This window comes from Curtobacterium citri, assembly GCF_030362955.1.
In the GTDB taxonomy this organism is placed as follows: domain Bacteria; phylum Actinomycetota; class Actinomycetes; order Actinomycetales; family Microbacteriaceae; genus Curtobacterium; species Curtobacterium citri.
This window is the reverse complement of record NZ_JAUCML010000008.1, coordinates 117,444-133,698: the sequence shown is the minus strand read 5'-3', so window position 1 is coordinate 133,698 and position 16,255 is coordinate 117,444. Positions and strand designations below refer to the sequence as shown.

Genomic DNA, 16,255 nt, shown 5'->3' with positions numbered 1-16,255 from the left:
GACCCTGCCTGCGCCGTGCCACAGGAACGTCGGCGAACGCGGTGACGCCCGCGCCCGACGGCCCGTCCAGCACCCCTCGGGCAGGATCGGGGGGTGCCGCTGGTCTCCGTCGTCGTCCCCGTGCTCGACGACGCCGAGCACCTGCGCCGGTGCCTCGCCGCCCTCGCGGCACAGACGCGGCCCGTGGACGAGGTGGTGGTCGTCGACAACGGCAGCACCGACGACAGCGCCGCGGTCGCCCGGGCCGCCGGCGCGACGGTGCTGCACGAACCGGTCCGCGGCATCGCCCGGGCCTCGGCGCGCGGGTACGACCACGCCTCCGGCGACGTGCTCGTCCGGCTCGACGCCGACTCGGTCCCGCCGCCCGGGTGGGTGGCTGCGGCGGTCCGCCTCCTCGGCGGCACGGGGGTCGTCGCGGTCACCGGTCCGGGCCGTCCGCACGACGGCGGTCCGCTGGTCCGACGGCTCTGGGACACGCTCTACATGGGCCCGTACTTCGTCCTGATGCGCGGCGCGCTCGCCCGGCCGCCGCTGTTCGGGTCCGCGACGGCGATGCACCGCTCGACGTGGCTCGCGGCGCGCTCCCGGACGCACCGCGACGACCCCGAGGTGCACGACGACGTCGACCTCTCGATGGCACTCGACCCGGCGTGGCGGGTGGTCGTGGACCGCGCCCTGCTCGTCGAGGTCTCGGCGAGGCCCTTCTCGGGCGTCGCCTCGGCCGCGCTCCGCACCCGGCGGGCGTTCCACACGTTCCGGGTGCACGGCCGTCGGGCGAACCCCTGCCGACGGTGGGCGCGGCGGTGCCGGGCCGCGCTCCGCGCCTGCCTCCCGTCCCGCTCCCGGGGCGCCTGGTCCGGCCGCTGACGAGGGCCCGGCGCTCCGGTCACGATCGGGTGTCGGGCCGGCCACGGATCGGTCTCGGGGGCACCGGCGGTCGTCGCGCCCGGCTACCGTCGGGGACGAGCGGGCCGGCGCCTCCGTCGGACCGCGATCGAGGGGGAGAACCATGCGGCACGCGCCCGCCACCACACTGCTCGTCACGATCGGCCTCGGTGCCGCACTCGTCCTGAGCGCCTGCACGGACGGATCGACCACCGGCCCGAGCGCCACGGCCACGTCCACGTCGACGGCGAGCACGAGTGCGGCGACGACCGCGCCGACGAGCGACGCCACGGCGGACGCCGGCAGCACGCCGAGTCCGACCTCGACCATCCCGCAGGTCCCCGGCGTCGACCACGACGGCGGCACCCTGCCCTCGTCGTGCAGCGGACTGGTCACCGCTGGCAGGTGGCAGTTCACCGACGACCCGCTCAACGACCCCTCGGTCGTCGGCGATCCCGTCGCCGTCCCGAAGACCGCCTTCACCCCGGTGCTGCAGCCCGGTGGCGGGCGGCTGTACTGCGTCTGGCGCGACCCGCGGGTGGACGTCACGAACGTGGTCATCGACGTCGCCGTCGTCGACTCGACGAAGGCGTTCGCCGCACTGCAGCAGCTGTCGGGCTTCGACTGCGACCGCGAGTCCGAGGGCTACCGCTGCCAGAAGATCTCCCAGAACCCGCAGTACCCGGTCACCGACGGGGACACCTACTTCACGCGTGGCGACATCGGCATCCGCATCACCCAGTCGAACGTCCCGACCGACGGCCTGCTCGAGGACGTCGAGGCGCACGTCTTCGGCTGACCCCTACCCGTCGTCCCGCCGGGACGCGGGCCGGGACCGCACGTGCGCCCGCTCCCCCTGCGGCCCGTACAGGCAGAGCACCTCGGTGACTCCGTCCGTCGTGTTGCCGACCCAGTGCGGGGTGTGGGTGTCGAACTCGACCACCTCGCCGGGTCCGAGGTCGAAGTCGCGGTCGCCCAGCAGCAGCCGCAGGCGCCCGGACAGCACGTAGAGCCACTCGTACCCCTCGTGCGTCCGGAGGGTCCGGTCGCTGTCCGCGGGCTCCGGCGGGATGAGCTGCTTGAACGACCGGACGCCGCCGGTGCGCCGCGTCAGCGGGATCACCACCCGTCCGCCGTGCCGCTCGGGCCTGAGGTGCACCCGCGGGTCCCCCGTCTGCGGCGCCCCGACCAGGTCGTCGAGCGGCACCTGGTAGGCGCGGGCGAGCGGCAGCAGGAGCTCGAGGGTCGGCCGCCGCTGGCCCGACTCGAGCCGGGAGAGCGTCGACACCGAGATCCCGGTCTCGTCGGCGAGCGCCGCGAGCGTGACCTGGCGGCGCTCGCGCAGCGCCCGCAGGCGTGGGCCGACCGCGTCGACCACCTCCGCCGTCGTCGGCGGGGTGATCCGTTCCTCCCGGCTGCGCACCATGGGACCATGTTGCCAGACCGGCAAGCATCCTTGCTGGTTCGGAACGGATCGCGCAGGCTGCGACCATGCGAGAGAACTTCGACGTCATCGTCATCGGCGGCTCGGCCGCCGGCCTGTCCGCCGCGCTCATCCTGGGGCGCTCGCGACGCTCCGTGCTCGTCGTCGACAGCGGCGAACCACGGAACGCGCCGGCCGCCGGCGCCCACAACTACCTCGGGCGCGAGGGCGTCGCGCCGACCGAGCTGACCCGCATCGGGCGCGACGAGGTCGCCGCCTACGGGGCCGAGGTGACGGCCGGGAGGGTCGTGGCCGCGTCCGTCACCGCGGGCACCGACACCGACCCGGTCGGCTTCTCGGTCACGCTCGACTCCGGCAGGGTCGTCACCGCCCGCCGGTTGGTCGTTGCCTCCGGCGCCGTCGACGTCCTGCCGGACGTCCCGGGGCTCGCCGAGCAGTGGGGACGCGGGGTCGTCCACTGCCCGTTCTGCCACGGGTGGGAGATCCGCGACCGACGCATCGGCGTCCTCGTGACGACGCCGAACGGGGCGCACCACGCGCAGATGTTCCGCGCCCTGAGCGACCGGGTCACCGCGTTCGTCACCGACCCGGACCTGCTCGACGACACCGCCCGCAGCGCCTTCCGGGCCCGGGGCATCGCGGTCGTCGAGGGGCCGGTGGCCCGGGTGCTGTCGACGGACGGGGTCCTCACCGGGGTCGAACTCGGGTCGGGCGAGGTCGTCCCGCTCGACGCCCTGGCGGCGGCGAGCACGGCGGAGCCGCGGGTCGCGTTCCTCGAGGGGCTCGGGCTCCGGGCCGAGGACGTCGTGGTGAACGGGTTCCGCTTCGGCGGCGGCCTGACGGTCGACGCGACGGGGCAGACGGGCGTGCGCGGAGTCTGGGCCGCGGGCAACGTGACGTCGCCCATGGCCACGGTGATCGCCTCGGCCGCCGCGGGGACCCAGGCGGGGGCCGCGGTGCACGGCGACCTCGTGCAGGCCGACATCGCGGCGGCGCTCGCAGCGGCCGCTGACCCGAGCGTCCCGACCGGTCAGTCGACGCGGTAACCGGCCTGGGCCGCCAGGAGGGGTGCGAGGGCGAAGAGCTGGTCGGAGCCGATCGTGGCACCGCGCAGACCCTCGAGCCGCTCCACCCGGTCGAGGTCGGCCTCCCGCAGGTCCACGTGCTCGATGCGGCTGTTCGTCCCCTCGACGGCGCGGATGCTCGTGCCGGGGAAGGACACCCGGAGCAGCCGGGCGTCGGCGACGTCGAGCTCGTCGACGACGCAGTCGCGGAAGACCACGTCGGTCAGCGTCGAGCCGCGCAGGTTCACGAACCCGAGCTTCATCCCGACGAACTCGACCCCGTTGAGCGTCGCGTCGTACAGCTCGGCGGAGCCGACCCGGCCACCGGCGAACCGGACCTCCCGCCAGGCACTGCTCGACGCCCGGAGCACGGGGGCGTCGAGCGTCTCCACCACGGAGTCGCGGACGCGCAGGCCGCGCAGGTCGGCGTCGTCCGCGCGGAGGGTCTCGACCACGCACTCCTCGAGCTCGAGGTCGGGCAGACGCTCCCCCGCCAGGTCGAGCACGGCGACGCGCTTGCCCTCGACGCGGTCACCCGTCAGCAGGTCGCCGGGGGCCGGCGTCCAGTCCTCGAGGTCACGGGGGTCGACCGGGGTGATGCGGGGAGCGACGGTGCCGGTGGGCTTGCCGGGGGTGCGGGCCATGCGCTCAGTCTGCCGTGGCGGCCCGACGTTCGAGCACGCTGTCAAGCCGGAGGTCCTTCGCCGGGCCGCGGGCCTCCCAGCGCACCGTCCACCGGTCGGCACTGCCGGCGAGCACGCCCGTGTAGTCGTCGGGCGCGCACGCGTGCTCGACGGACGCGCCCCACGCCCAGTCGTGGAACACCCGGCCGTCGGCGAAGTGCACGGTCCAGCGGTCGTCCTGGCCGTGGCGCACGACGAGCGTCCGGGACACCGGGGTCTCGCGGCCGTCGAGGCGCATGACGCCGGCCTCGTCCCAGCGGACCTCGTCGGGCGTCACCAGTGTCAGGGACGTCGTCCCGGCGACGTCACCGGTCACCCCGGCCCGGCGGTCGACGACCGTCCGGCGCAGGGTCCACTCCCCGATCAGGTCCGTCGGCAGCATCCCGCCAGGCTACGCGCGGAGGGCCTCGGCCCGGGCCGTCCGGTGCTCGTCGTCGGAGATCACGCCACGACGGTGCAGGTCGTCGAGTTCGGCCAGCCGCTGCTCGAGCGTCGTCGGCGGTGCGAGCGTCTGACTCTGCATCGCCCGGTACGCCAGGTCCTCCTGCAGGGTCAACGGGTTCTGACCGCGGTCGGACATGCGCTTGGCGCGGTAGATCGCCAGCACGATCGTGGCGACGATGCCGAGCACCACGAGGACCCCGCCGACCGTGATGATCGTCGCGGCGACGTCGAACGCCGGCGGGATCAGCGGGTTGTTCCCCTCGTCCGGGAACCCGAAGTCGTCGATCGACATGACACCCTCCCCCTGGGGCACGATCGCGCCCTCGTCGGGATCGTAACGCGCCCGTTCCTTCCCAGCACACCCGCGATGGAAGGTGGTTCCGGGCGTCCCTGGTCGAACGGATCGACCGGGTACGCCCGGAACCTCCGGGTACGCCCGGAACGACCAGGCATGCGAGGGCCACCACCGACGCCCGGAACGACCGCCCGCAACCGCTGCCGCCCGGGCCCCGCCTCAGCCGCGCAGCGGCCCCGACGCCTCCACGTTCGCGCCGTCCGCGAACCCGCCCACGAGCTCGCGCAGTGCCTCGTCCGCCGTGTGCCGCGGCTCCCACCCGAGCTCGCTCCGGGCCCGGTCGGTCCGCATGATCGGCACCCCCGCGGCGATGTCGAGCCACCCGGCGTCGGTCGGCTGGAGCCGGAGCCGCCAGGTGAGCGTGACGATCCCGCGGAGCAGCCGCAGCGGGATCCGCACGGCGCCGAGCATCCCGAGGGCCCGTGCGATCCGCGGCGGCGTCAGCACGGGGGTCGCCGCGATGTTGAACGCGCCCGCGGCCCGTCGGTCGATCGTCCGCCAGAACGCGTCCGCCAGGTCGTCGGCGTGCACGGCCTGGAACACGAACGGCAGCGGGAGCGGCAGGACCGCCCAGCGGACCCACCGCACGATCGACATCGGCACGAGGTGGCCGAGGAACAGCCCGCGGAGCTCGGCGGCGACCCCGCGTTGGAACACCAGGCCGGGGCGGAGCCGGGTCACGACGACCTCGGGGTGGGCGCGCTCGAACGCGTCCATCGCCCGCTCGTTCTCGGCCTTGTGGATCGAGTACGTCGCCGTCGGGATGCCCGTCGCCGGGAACGACTCGTCGACCGGCGTGCGCTTCCCGTCGACGTCGACGCCGCGGTAGGCGCCGACCGACGACGCGACGACGACCTGCCCGACCCCGGCGCGGGCGACGGCCTCGAGCACGTTCGCCGTGCCGGTGACGTTCGTCCGGTGCTGCGCGGGGATGTCGTGCGTCGGCTGGAGCGCCCACGCCAGGTGCACGACGGCGTCCGCGCCCCGGAACGCCGCGGTGAGCTCGTCGACCGCCCGCGGTGCCCCGACGTCGACGGCGCGCCACTCGGCGACGTCGTAGGGTGCGACGCGCGCGTCGGGCAGGCGGCGGGCGACGCCGACGACCTGCAGGCCGTCCTCGTCGCCCGCCCGGCCGTCACCGGTGAGCCGTGCCGCGGCGAGCCGCCGCAGCACGGCGGTGCCGACGTTGCCGGTGGCACCCACCACGACGACGCGCATCAGCGCACCAGTCCCGACCGGTCGCCCGTCACGCCGCGGCCATCGAGGGGTCGAGCACGACCTTGATGCACCCGTCCTCCTTCTTCTGGAAGACGGAGTACATGTGCGGGGCGTCCTCGAGCGCCACCCGGTGGGTGGTCAGGTCGAGGGTGCCGAGCGGGTCCGAGGGGTCGGACACGAGCGGCATGAGGTCGTCGACCCAGCGGCGGACGTTGCACTGCCCCTCGCGGATCGTGATCTGCTTGTCGAACAGGGTCATCATCGGCATCGGGTCGGCCATGCCGCCGTAGACACCGGACAGCGACACCGTGCCACCACGGCGGACGAGGTCGATCGCCGCGTGCACGGCTGCGAGCCGGTCGACGCCGGCGGTCTCGATCGCCTTCTGCGCGAGCTTGTCGGGCAGTAGCCCGGCCGCGCGCTGGGCGAACCCGGCGACCGGGTTGCCGTGCGCCTCCATGCCGACCGCGTCGACGACACCGTCCGGACCGCGCCCGTCGGTCAGGTCGATCAGCTTCGACACCATGTCGTCGTCGAGGTCGAACACCTCGATGCCGTGCTTCGCGCCGAGGTCGCGACGGACCTGCTCCGGGTCGACGGCGAGCACGCGGTAGCCGAGGTGCTTGCCGATGCGGGCGGCGAACTGGCCGACCGGGCCGAGGCCGAGCACCGCGAGCGTGCCACCCTCGGGGACCTCGGCGTACTGCACGGCCTGCCACGCGGTCGGGATGATGTCGCTCATGAAGAGCCACTGGTCGTCGGCACCGGTGTCGGGCACCTTGATGGGGCCGTAGTCGGCGTGCGGCACGCGTAGGTACTCGGCCTGGCCGCCGGGGACCTGGCCGTACATCTTCGTGTACCCGAAGAGCGAGGCACCGGTGCCGTACTCCTTCACCTGGGTGGTCTCGCACTGCGACTGGAAGCCGTGCTGGCACATCCAGCAGTGGCCGCAGGAGATGTTGAAGGGGACGACGACGCGGTCGCCGACCTTGAGGTTCGTGACGGCGGAGCCGACCTCCTCGACGATGCCCATCGGCTCGTGGCCGAGGACGTCGCCCTTGTCGATGTACGGGCCGAGGACCCGGTACAGGTGCAGGTCGGAGCCGCAGATCGCCGTGGAGGTGATCCGCACGATCGCGTCGGTCGGCTCCTGGATGGTCGGGTCGGGGACGGTCTCGACGGACACCTTCTCGGTGCCCTGCCAGGTCAGTGCGCGCACGTCGCGTTCCTCTCGTGGTCGCTTCCGAGCCGGCCGGGAGGCACGACTCGCGTGACCTCCTCGCTACGCGCCCGCCCCGTGGTGCGTTCCCAGCCCCGTCCGCAGCGCGCTGCGGCGGCGGTGGTGGGGCGGGCCTCCCGTCCGCCCCGGTGGCCGGTCGGCCACCGGGGGTCAGCCCGTCCGCCGATGTGCGGATCCGCAGGCTCGACCACGCTGGGACCGATGGACCACGGCACCACCCGACGCGCACTCCTCGCCGGCGCGACCGGCGCCCTCGCGACGGGGGTGCTCGCCGCGTGCTCGACCGGCAGCCGACCCGCGGGGCGGACCGCCTCGGCGACCACTCTCCCGACGGCCACCGCCACGGGGACGCCGAAACCGACGCCGACACCGACGGCGACGTCGACCCCCACCCCGACACCGACGCGGCCCGCACTCACCCGCGTCCCCCTGCCCGCCGGGACCGTGACCGCCCTGCCCGCCCGTACCCCCGGGATCGCGTGGACGGTCGACGACGGGGCGTCCGCGGACGTCGTCGCCGCCTACGCCCGCTCCGCTTCGGCCACCGGCACGCGGTTGACGTTCTTCGTGAACGGCGACCGGCCCGCGTGGACCGAGCACGCCGACCTGCTCCGCCCGCTCGTCGAGTCCGGGCAGGTGCAGCTCGGCAACCACACGTGGGACCACCCGGCGCTGACGAAGCTGAGCGACCAGGCGATCCAGGACGAGCTCACCCGGAACCACGAGTTCCTCGAGCGGACCTTCGGCGTCGATGCGCGCCCGTACTTCCGACCGCCCTTCGGGTACCACGACACCCGGGTGGATCGTGCGGCGGCGGCGGTCGGCTACACGACCCCGCTGCTCTGGTACGGCACGCTCGCGGACTCGGGCGACATCTCCCCGGACCAGATCGTCGGGTTCGCCGAGCAGTGGTTCCAGCCGGCGCACATCGTGATCGGGCACGCGAACTTCCCGGGCACCATCGGGGCGCTGCCGCGGCTGCACGCCCTGCTCGAGGAGCGCCACCTGGCGACGTACACCCTCGACGACGTCTTCTCGCGCTGACCCGTCCTGTGCCCGGGCCCGCGCGCGTGCCCGTCCCGCGTCGGTGCCCGCGGAACGCAACGTCGGCGGTTCCTCGCAGTGCGGTACCGCTGCGAGCAGTCGCTCCCGTTGCGTCCCGCGGGGCTCAGGCGGGCTCGGCCAGCGCGAGGAGCGCATCGCGCGCGACCGCGAGCTCCCGCGCGTCGAGGTAGGGCGGGAGCGCCGACGCGGCGGCGAGCCCCTCGGCGGCGTGCCGCACCACGAGGGAGCGGTCCTCGGGCAGGCCGTCGCGGGCGAACAGCGTGCGCCAGTGCTCGGCGTCCGCCGCCACCACCGGCTCGATCCCCGGCACCGACATCAGGCCCGCCCACAGGGCGTTCGGCGAGAACACCGCCATCGCGCGCTCGCTGCCGCCGCAGAGCGTCCGGACGTAGGCGCGGAGCACCTTGCCCGGCCGGTTCTCGGCGAGGTCGACGTGCCCCATCACCTCGTCGACGAAGGTCTGCAGACCGTGCTCGGCGACCGCCACGAGCAGCGCGTCCTTCGACGGGAAGTGGTGCAGCAGGCCACTCTTCGAGACACCGGCGGCCTCGGCCACCTCGGCCACGCTCACCCGGGTGCCCCGCTCACCGAGCAGCCGTTCCGCCGCCTCGAGCACGGCCGAGCGGGTGCGTTCGCGGTCGCGGGTGCCGTCAGTGCTCACGCGGACCATCCTGCCGGTTCGGGATGACCCGCAGCGCCACGACCGACGCGACCGCGAGCAGGACCGCCGCGCAGACCGACGCGAGCTGCATGCCGCCGGTGAAGGCGTGCTGCGCCTGCGCGAACACCGGCGACGACGGGTCGAGGACCTGGGCAGCACTGGCGAGCGACTCCCGGACGCGGTCCGGCGCACCGGCGTCGAGGTTCGCCCGGTAGAACGCCGTCTGCAGGGACCCGAGCACCGCGATGCCCATCGCGACACCGAGCTCGTACCCGGTCTCCGAGATCGCGCTCGCGGCACCCGCGCGTTCACGGGGCGCCGCGGCGACCACCGCGTCGGTCGCCAGGGTCATCGACACCCCGACGCCGAGCCCGACGACCGCGAGGGCGATCGCGATCCCGACGTAGGTCGGCAGCCCCTCGGCGAACGCGAGCCCGGCCATGCCGACCGCGGCCACGGCGAGCCCCAGGCCGATCGACCGCCCGGGGCCGACGTGGCGGGTCAGCAGCCCGATCACGGCGATGACCGCGATCGACGCGACCGTCGCCGGGAGCTCGGCCGCCCCCGCGAGCAGCGGGGAGAAGCCCCGGACGAGCTGCAGGTACTGCGAGAAGAAGAACAGGAGCCCGGTCAGCGCGAAGACCGACAGCGAGTTCGCGACCACCGCGCCGGCGAAGGCGGGGATGCGGAAGAGCTGCAGGTCGATCAGCGGCGTCGCCAGGGTGCGCTGGCGCCGGACGAACCACCACCCGGCACCGATGCCGACGAGCGCCGCGACCGGGACCGTCCAGTCCGCTCCGTGCCCGACGAGGTGCTTCACGGCGTAGACGAGCGGGACGATCGCCACGACCGAGAGCACGGCCGACAGCAGGTCGATCGGTGTCCGCGCGCCGCCCTTCGACTCCGGCAGCAGGAACGCGCCGGCGACGACGATCACGACGATGACGGGGATGTTGATGAGGAAGACCGAGCCCCACCAGAAGTGCTCGAGCAGCGCCCCACCGACGAGCGGACCCGCCGCGGCACCACCGGTCGCACCGGCCGACCACACCGCGATGGCACGGGTGCGCTGCCGCGGGTCGCGGAAGATCGCCCGGACCAGCGACAGCGTCGACGGCATCAGGGTGGCGCCGGCGATGCCGAGCAGGGCGCGGGCGGCGATGAGCACCTCGGGCCCCTGCGCGAACGCGGCCCCGGCCGAGGCGAGGCCGAACGCGACCGAACCGACGAGGAGCAGGCGCTTCCGGCCGATGCGGTCGGCCACGTTGCCCATCGTGACGAGCAGCCCGGCGAGGGCGAACGAGTAGACGTCCCCGATCCAGAGCACCTGCGTGGCCGTGGGGTCCAGGTCGGCGGTGAGCGCGGGGACCGCGAGGGCCAGCACGGTGCCGTCGACCGCGAGCAGCACGACGGCCAGGGTGAGGACCCCGAGGGAGGCCCACTCGCGGGTCGTCGCGCGGTGGGTCGGGGTGGCGGTCGTCTGCTGCATGCCGTCGACCATAACCGACCGTTTGGTCGGTAGTGCCGACTGCACAGTCAGTGCGCAGGTCTCAGCCGCGCCGGCGGTCGCGCTCGGCCGCGGGCAGGTGCTCGGTCGCCGTCGCGCGCGCCGCCGGTGACAGGAACCGTCCCTGGCGCTCGAGGAACGCCACGAGCGCGGGCTCCGACGCCCGCTTCCCGGTCTCGCGCAGCACCCACCCGAGGGCGGACTGCACGGTCTCGCTGCGCTCCCGGACGAGCCGGCCGGCGATCGCGAGCGGCACCTCGGCGTCGCCCTGCTTGACGAACGCCAGGGTCGCGACGACCGCGACCCGACGGACCGTCGCCACGTCGGACTTGGCAAGAGCGAACAGCGGTCCCGTCGAACCGCCGACGAGCGGCGCCCCGACGAGCTCCTCGGCGGCGATGTCGACCAGGACCGGGTCGTCGAACCGTTCGGCCTTCGCCGCGGCGAGGTACTCCTCGGTCAGCTCCGGGTCCGGGTGGGCGCGCATCGCCTGGACGAGCAGCACGACGGCCACCAGCCGCGCCCCGGGGTCCTCGCTCCAGAGCAGTGCAGACCGCTCGCCCGCGTCGAGGTCGGCGAACTCCCGCGCGACCCGGCGTGCACCCGCCACGTCGCCGGGGGTGCGGGCGAAGGCGGCGAGCACGGCCTCGGCATCGCGGATGTCCATCGCGACCACGCTAGCCGCTCGAGGGGCACCCTCCGGCCAGGGCGATCAGGCGCCGGAGCGCCCTCGGCTCACCGGAAGGAGAGCACCTTCAGCGGGTCGACGAGCGTGCTGCCCTGGCGGACCTCGACGTGCACGTGCGGACCGGTGGACTGGCCGGTGTTGCCGGACTTCCCGATCTGCGTGCCGACCTTGACGACCTGGCCCTTCTGCACCTGGATCGCGCTGAGGTGCGCGGTCAGGACGGTGGTCATGCCGTAGGTGACGACGATGTAGTTGCCGTACGACGCGTTGTTCGGGACGACGGACGTCACCGTGCCGGTGCCGGAGGCGTACACGGGCGTCCCGACGGGCACCGGCGCATCCGTGCCCTGGTGGTAGCGCGGGACGTGCCCGGCACCGCGGTCGTCGCCGTAGCGCCCGGAGATCTTGGTGCCGACGACGGGCCAGGACAGGCTGCTGACCTTCCGCGTCGACCAGACGCGGGTGTCGGCCTTGCCGTAGAGCACGACGTTTCCGTCGACCTGCACGAGCAGCTGCCCGGCACCCGCACGGCTGGTGCTCGACGCCCAGAGCGCCCGCTTGTCGACCGAGTAGACGACGAGGTTGCCGTCCGTCTGCACCGCCGCGTACGCACCCTTGTTCCCGCTCGTCCGGGAGCTCCAGACGGCCTTCCCGTCCACGGTCTGCACGAGGTTGCCGTCGGCCTGCATGGTGAGCTTGCGCGCCCCGCTGCCGTCCGAGGTCAGCGCGGTCCCGGAGGCGATGACCGACCCCGCGGACACGCGGTCCTGGTAGGTGCGGGCCTGCCACACGTACTTCCCGTTGACGTCCATGGACGTCATGACGCCGTCGGCGCCGATCTGCAGGTGCTTGCCGACGTGTCCGGCCTCGCCCCAGCGGGCGATGAGCTTGCCGCTCCGGACGATCGTGATCTGTCCGTCCGGGTTGACCACGGCGCTCGCCCCGGGCGACGTCGACGTGCCCGACGCCCAGAGCACCCGGCCGCCGATGCCGTACTCGACGAGGTTGCCGTCGCCCTGCATGGTGAGCCGGAACTGGCCGTTGCGGGAGGTGAGCGAGTCCCCGGGGTTGATGAAGGTGTTGGCCTTGACGGTCCCGACGTACGTGACCGCCGCCTGGGCCGGGGCGGCTGCGACGACACTGCCGGTGAGGGTGACGGCGATCGCCGCCACGACGGCTGCGAGCCGTCGGGTGATGCTGCTGCGCACGGAAGGAGGTTCCCCTGATCGGTGTGGTCCCGTGGATGACGGGTCGTGGCCTGGTGGCCACGTGACGGCAGCCCGCCCTGTCCGGGCCGCCGAACGATGGTCACCCGGCCAGCGGCAGGAGACAAGGCCGCGGGCGACATCCGTTCTCCCCAGTTCCGGGGGTAGCAGCGGCCGGCGGATCGCCTCATCTGTTACACGATGGAAACAGACTGTGTACAAAACGGAGTGAGCAGGCGTGATTGTATGCAATCACCGCACTCCTGAGCGCGGCTCCACAAGAGCCGCCACGCACACCGCACGCTCCAGGAACACGATGTCCAACTCCCCCGCTCGACGCCGCCGGACACTGCTCGCGCTGCCCGCCGTCGCCCTGGCCGCCACGCTCGCCCTCACGGCGTGCGTCCCGGTCCAACGCTCGAAGGCCGGCGGCGCCACGGCCGGCACCGTCACCACCGTCGCGGTCGGCGACCGCCAGGTCCGCGAGGGCGGTGACCTCGTGATGGCGCTCTCCGCCGAACCGGACCGGCTCGACCCGACCACGTCGTCGTCGCTCTACACCCGGTACGTCATGGAGACGATGTGCCAGAAGCTCTACGACATCGATGCCGAGGGCACGGTGGTCCCGATGCTCGCGACCGAGCTGCCGACGGTCTCCGACGGCGGGAAGACCGTCACGTTCCCGGTCCACACCGGCTACCGCTTCGCCGACGGCACGCCCTTCGACGCGGCCGCCGTCGTGACGACGCTCGAGCGGAACCTGACGAAGGACGACTCGAGCCGGAAGAGCGAGATGGGTCCCGTCACGGGCATCGAGGCGGTCGACGACCACACGGTCCGCCTGCACTACAGCACGCCGTTCGCCCCGATCACCGCGGCGCTCGCTGACCGGGCCGGCATGGTCATGTCGCCGACCGCCCTCGAGCAGGAGGGCGACGGCTTCGGCGACGCCCCGGTCTGCGTCGGCCCGTACAAGTTCGTCGAGCGGGTGCCGCAGACGTCGATCACCGTCGAGCGCGACCCGATGTACCACGACCCGGCGAGCGCGCACTTCGACCGCATCACGTACCGGATCATCACCGACGCGAGCATCCGCGCGCAGAACCTGAAGTCCGGGGACGTCCAGGTCGCGGACACGATCTCGACGCAGGACGTCGACGAGCTGATGAAGCGGAAGGACCTCGAGGTCCTGCGCACCGGATCACTCGGCTACCAGGGCATCACGATCAACCTCGCGAACCAGGACGGCGTCGGCACCGATCCGAAGCCCCTCGACACCCCGCTCGCCACCCAGCGGAAGGTCCGCCAGGCCCTGTCGATGTCGATCAACCGCGGCGAGCTCGTGCAGAGCGTCTTCCGCGGCTGGGCGGACGTCGCGTGCTCCCCGATCCCGGACACGAGTGCCTTCGCGACCGACGCGAGCAAGGCGTGCCCGGCGTACGACCCGGAGCGGGCAAAGGAGCTCCTGGAGGAGGCCGGCGTCGAGCAGCCCTTCCCGATCGAGATGGAGGTGACGAACACCCCCGACACGGTCCGGTTCGCCCAGGCCCTGCAGGCGCAGGCCCGCGCCGGCGGCTTCGCGATCACGATCACCCCGGTCGAGTACACGACCCTGCTCGACGACCAGACGCGCGGCGACTTCCAGGCGTTGCAGCTCGGGTGGTCGGGCCGCGTCGACCCGCACGGCAACATCGGTTCGTTCCTCGGCACGGGCGGCGGCAACAACTACCCCGGGTACAGCGACCCCGAGGTCGACGACCTGATCAGCCGGGCGGCGCAGGCCACCGACCAGCAGGAGCGCGCCGACCTGTACGGCCAGCTCGTCACGAAGGTGCAGCAGGACGACCCGATCATCTACCTCTACCGGACCCGCAGCATCACCGGCGTCAGCACGGACGTCGCCGGTGTCTCCACCTACGCCGACGGCGTGGTCCGACTCAGCCAGGCGGCGTTCGTGGAAGGCGGCGACAAGTGATCCGGTACGTCCTGACCCGGCTCTGGCAGGCGGCGCTCACGCTCGTCCTCGCCTCGATCGTGGTGTTCTTCGGGGTCCGGCAGCTGCCGGGCGACCCCGCGCTGGCCCTGGCGGGCGAGGAGGCGAGCCCCGAACGGCTCGCCGCCGTCCGCGCCGACCTCGGCCTCGACGACTCCCTGCTCGTGCAGTACTGGCGCTTCGTGGTCAACGCGCTGCAGGGCGACCTCGGCCAGTCCACCCGGACGGGCACGCCCGTCACCGAGCTCCTCGGCGCGACCCTGCCGGTCACGCTGTGGCTCGCGCTCTACGCGATCGTCGTCGCGGTCGTCGTGGGGGTCGCCCTCGGCACCCTCGCCGAGCGCTACCGCGGCCGCTGGCCCGAGTGGATGGCGAACGCCGCCGCGCTCGTGGGCCTGAGCGTGCCGAACTTCTGGCTCGGCATCCTCGCGATCGTGTGGCTCGCCGCCGGCCTCGGCTGGTTCCCGGCGTCCGGCTACGTGCCGGTGACGAGCGACCCGGTCGGCGCCCTGCACCACCTGACGCTCCCGGCCCTCATCCTCGGCACCTCGCTCGCCGCCGTGATCATGCGGCAGACCCGGGCGTCGATGATCGAGACGATGAAGACCGACTTCGTCCGGACGGCACGCGCGAAGGGCCTGAGCCGTCCGCGGGTGCTGTTCCGGTACGGGTTGCGGAACTCGATGATCGTCGTCGTGACCATCGTCGGCCTGCAGCTCGGTGGCCTGATCTCCGGCGCCGTCGTCACGGAGCGCATCTTCGCGCTGCCGGGCTTCGGCAAGCTCACGCTCGACGCCGTCTTCACCCGTGACTACCCGGTCATCCAGGCCGTCGTGCTCGTCATCACCCTCGGCTACGTCCTCATCAACTTCGCCGTCGACGTCCTGTACTCCGTCATCAACCCGAAGATCCGCGTCGGAGGAACCGCATGACCACCATCACCGCCCCCTTCGACCTCGGCTCGAGTCGCGGCCGGATCTGGAAGCAGGTCCGGACGAACCGGCTCGGCATGACCGGCGGCATCATGCTCGCGGTCGTCGTGCTCGCCGGGATCACGGCGCCGCTGGTCGCCCCGCACGACCCGACGGCGACCCACTTCGACCTGCCGTTCCAGGTGCCCTTCACCGTCGGCTTCGGGTTCGGCACCGACGACCTCGGTCGCGACATCCTCTCCCGGACGCTCTACGGCATCCAGGTCTCGCTCGTCGTGGGCGTGCTGTCGGTGCTCCTCGCGGTCGTGGTCGGCACCCCGCTCGGCCTGCTCGCCGGGTACTGGCGCTGGCTCGACGCGATCATCAGCCGCCTGACCGACGTCGCGCTCGCGTTCCCGTTCCTCATCCTCGCGGTGGGCCTGGCGGCGATCAGCGGTCCGAGCCTGACGAACGCCGTCATCGCGATCGGCATCTCGCACGTCCCGGCGATGATCCGCATCGTCCGCGGCGAGACGCTCCGGATCACCAGCGCCGACTTCGTGACGAGCGCGAAGACCCTCGACGCCGGCGGCGCGCGGATCATCCTGCAGCACGTGCTGCCGAACTGCGTCTCCGCGATCATCGTGCAGGCGACCGTGATCATGCCGGTCGCGGTCATCGGCGAGGCCCTGCTCTCCTTCCTCGGCCTCGGCATCCAACCGCCGACGGCGAGCCTCGGCATCATGCTCTCGGACGCGCAGCAGTACCTGGGCCAGGCCCCGTGGGCCGCCGTCGTGCCGGGCATCGCGATCGCGGTCATCTGCCTCGGCTTCAACCTGTTCGGCGACGCCCTGCGCGACGCCCTCGACCCCACCGCCTCGGACCGCTGAGA

General features: G+C 73.2%; 17 protein-coding genes. 7 read left to right on the top strand and 10 right to left on the bottom strand.

Annotated elements, in window-relative coordinates; translation table 11 throughout:
- Positions 1–93 precede the first annotated feature (93 nt).
- Both QUG92_RS12895 and QUG92_RS12890 read left to right on the top strand, forming a co-directional pair.
- On the top strand, positions 94–867 hold the full coding sequence (locus tag QUG92_RS12895) for a glycosyltransferase family A protein (protein WP_289459335.1): 774 nt from the start codon (positions 94–96) through the stop codon (positions 865–867).
- A 142-nt stretch (positions 868–1,009) separates the two neighbouring features.
- Positions 1,010–1,684, top strand: coding sequence for a hypothetical protein (locus QUG92_RS12890; RefSeq protein WP_289459334.1), 675 nt, complete (start codon positions 1,010–1,012; stop codon positions 1,682–1,684).
- Between the two features lie 3 nt (positions 1,685–1,687).
- Here QUG92_RS12890 and QUG92_RS12885 read toward each other — a convergent pair whose 3' ends face one another.
- Positions 1,688–2,311, bottom strand: coding sequence for a helix-turn-helix domain-containing protein (locus QUG92_RS12885; protein ID WP_182046865.1), 624 nt, complete (start codon positions 2,309–2,311; stop codon positions 1,688–1,690).
- A gap of 65 nt (positions 2,312–2,376) precedes the next feature.
- Here QUG92_RS12885 and QUG92_RS12880 point away from each other — a divergent pair, with 65 nt between their 5' ends.
- Entirely contained in the window at positions 2,377–3,375 is a 999-nt protein-coding gene (locus QUG92_RS12880) for an NAD(P)/FAD-dependent oxidoreductase (RefSeq protein WP_289459333.1), read from the top strand.
- On the opposite strand, the gene QUG92_RS12875 is transcribed toward QUG92_RS12880, so the two are convergent.
- The 5 genes from QUG92_RS12875 to QUG92_RS12855 all read right to left on the bottom strand — a co-directional run bounded on the left by QUG92_RS12875 (position 3,360) and on the right by QUG92_RS12855 (position 7,312).
- A complete protein-coding gene (locus tag QUG92_RS12875) occupies positions 3,360–4,037 on the bottom strand; it encodes a pentapeptide repeat-containing protein (RefSeq protein WP_289459332.1) in 678 nt (225 codons plus the stop codon). The two genes, QUG92_RS12880 and QUG92_RS12875, sit on opposite strands and share 16 nt — an antisense overlap.
- A 4-nt stretch (positions 4,038–4,041) precedes the next feature.
- A complete protein-coding gene (locus QUG92_RS12870; protein ID WP_289459331.1) occupies positions 4,042–4,458 on the bottom strand; it encodes a DUF6314 family protein in 417 nt (138 codons plus the stop codon).
- A gap of 9 nt (positions 4,459–4,467) precedes the next feature.
- Positions 4,468–4,812, bottom strand: coding sequence for an SHOCT domain-containing protein (locus QUG92_RS12865; RefSeq protein ID WP_289459330.1), 345 nt, complete (start codon positions 4,810–4,812; stop codon positions 4,468–4,470).
- A gap of 222 nt (positions 4,813–5,034) precedes the next feature.
- A complete protein-coding gene (locus QUG92_RS12860; RefSeq protein WP_289459329.1) occupies positions 5,035–6,093 on the bottom strand; it encodes an NAD-dependent epimerase/dehydratase family protein in 1,059 nt (352 codons plus the stop codon).
- A 28-nt stretch (positions 6,094–6,121) separates the two neighbouring features.
- Positions 6,122–7,312: a zinc-dependent alcohol dehydrogenase gene (locus QUG92_RS12855; RefSeq protein ID WP_069711910.1), complete on the bottom strand. Its 1,191-nt coding sequence runs from the start codon at positions 7,310–7,312 to the stop codon at positions 6,122–6,124.
- Between the two features lie 222 nt (positions 7,313–7,534).
- On the opposite strand from QUG92_RS12855, the gene QUG92_RS12850 reads away from it, so the two are divergent.
- Positions 7,535–8,377, top strand: a complete 843-nt coding sequence (locus tag QUG92_RS12850) for a polysaccharide deacetylase family protein (protein WP_289459328.1) — start codon at positions 7,535–7,537, stop codon at positions 8,375–8,377.
- A gap of 124 nt (positions 8,378–8,501) precedes the next feature.
- Here QUG92_RS12850 and QUG92_RS12845 read toward each other — a convergent pair whose 3' ends face one another.
- From QUG92_RS12845 to QUG92_RS12830, 4 genes are all read right to left on the bottom strand, one after another.
- Positions 8,502–9,059 carry a TetR/AcrR family transcriptional regulator gene (locus QUG92_RS12845; protein ID WP_223246549.1) on the bottom strand — a complete coding sequence of 186 codons (558 nt, stop codon included), beginning with the start codon at positions 9,057–9,059 and terminating at the stop codon, positions 8,502–8,504.
- Positions 9,049–10,548 carry an MFS transporter gene (locus tag QUG92_RS12840; RefSeq protein ID WP_289459327.1) on the bottom strand — a complete coding sequence of 500 codons (1,500 nt, stop codon included), beginning with the start codon at positions 10,546–10,548 and terminating at the stop codon, positions 9,049–9,051. Before QUG92_RS12840 ends, QUG92_RS12845 begins: the two co-directional genes overlap by 11 nt.
- A gap of 61 nt (positions 10,549–10,609) precedes the next feature.
- On the bottom strand, positions 10,610–11,233 hold the full coding sequence (locus tag QUG92_RS12835; RefSeq protein WP_289459326.1) for a DNA alkylation repair protein: 624 nt from the start codon (positions 11,231–11,233) through the stop codon (positions 10,610–10,612).
- Between the two features lie 68 nt (positions 11,234–11,301).
- The gene (locus QUG92_RS12830; RefSeq protein WP_289459325.1) at positions 11,302–12,462 is read right to left on the bottom strand and encodes a peptidoglycan DD-metalloendopeptidase family protein; all 1,161 of its coding nucleotides are present in this window, start codon (positions 12,460–12,462) and stop codon (positions 11,302–11,304) included.
- 313 nt (positions 12,463–12,775) lie between these two features.
- Between QUG92_RS12830 and QUG92_RS12825 the strand changes: the two genes are divergently transcribed.
- From QUG92_RS12825 to QUG92_RS12815, 3 genes are read left to right on the top strand one after another with little or no spacing between them, the layout of a single operon-like run.
- Positions 12,776–14,434 carry an ABC transporter substrate-binding protein gene (locus tag QUG92_RS12825; protein ID WP_289459324.1) on the top strand — a complete coding sequence of 553 codons (1,659 nt, stop codon included), beginning with the start codon at positions 12,776–12,778 and terminating at the stop codon, positions 14,432–14,434.
- Complete coding sequence (locus QUG92_RS12820) at positions 14,431–15,384, top strand: ABC transporter permease (protein ID WP_182046875.1); 954 nt, start codon at positions 14,431–14,433, stop codon at positions 15,382–15,384. Before QUG92_RS12825 ends, QUG92_RS12820 begins: the two co-directional genes overlap by 4 nt.
- A complete protein-coding gene (locus tag QUG92_RS12815) occupies positions 15,381–16,253 on the top strand; it encodes an ABC transporter permease (protein ID WP_289459323.1) in 873 nt (290 codons plus the stop codon). Before QUG92_RS12820 ends, QUG92_RS12815 begins: the two co-directional genes overlap by 4 nt.
- The last annotated feature ends 2 nt before the right edge of the window (positions 16,254–16,255 follow it).

Bases quoted from the DNA above. Each gene is read 5' to 3' on its own strand.
- QUG92_RS12850 (WP_289459328.1), top strand. From the start codon at position 7,535: ATGGACCACGGCACCACCCGACGCGCACTCCTCGCCGGCGCGACCGGC.
- QUG92_RS12835 (WP_289459326.1), bottom strand. From the start codon at position 11,233: ATGGACATCCGCGATGCCGAGGCCGTGCTCGCCGCCTTCGCCCGCACC.
- QUG92_RS12860 (WP_289459329.1), bottom strand. From the start codon at position 6,093: ATGCGCGTCGTCGTGGTGGGTGCCACCGGCAACGTCGGCACCGCCGTG.
- QUG92_RS12825 (WP_289459324.1), top strand. From the start codon at position 12,776: ATGTCCAACTCCCCCGCTCGACGCCGCCGGACACTGCTCGCGCTGCCC.
- QUG92_RS12870 (WP_289459331.1), bottom strand. From the start codon at position 4,458: ATGCTGCCGACGGACCTGATCGGGGAGTGGACCCTGCGCCGGACGGTC.
- QUG92_RS12840 (WP_289459327.1), bottom strand. From the start codon at position 10,548: ATGCAGCAGACGACCGCCACCCCGACCCACCGCGCGACGACCCGCGAG.
- QUG92_RS12890 (WP_289459334.1), top strand. From the start codon at position 1,010: ATGCGGCACGCGCCCGCCACCACACTGCTCGTCACGATCGGCCTCGGT.
- QUG92_RS12880 (WP_289459333.1), top strand. From the start codon at position 2,377: ATGCGAGAGAACTTCGACGTCATCGTCATCGGCGGCTCGGCCGCCGGC.
- QUG92_RS12875 (WP_289459332.1), bottom strand. From the start codon at position 4,037: ATGGCCCGCACCCCCGGCAAGCCCACCGGCACCGTCGCTCCCCGCATC.
- QUG92_RS12865 (WP_289459330.1), bottom strand. From the start codon at position 4,812: ATGTCGATCGACGACTTCGGGTTCCCGGACGAGGGGAACAACCCGCTG.
- QUG92_RS12815 (WP_289459323.1), top strand. From the start codon at position 15,381: ATGACCACCATCACCGCCCCCTTCGACCTCGGCTCGAGTCGCGGCCGG.
- QUG92_RS12885 (WP_182046865.1), bottom strand. From the start codon at position 2,311: ATGGTGCGCAGCCGGGAGGAACGGATCACCCCGCCGACGACGGCGGAG.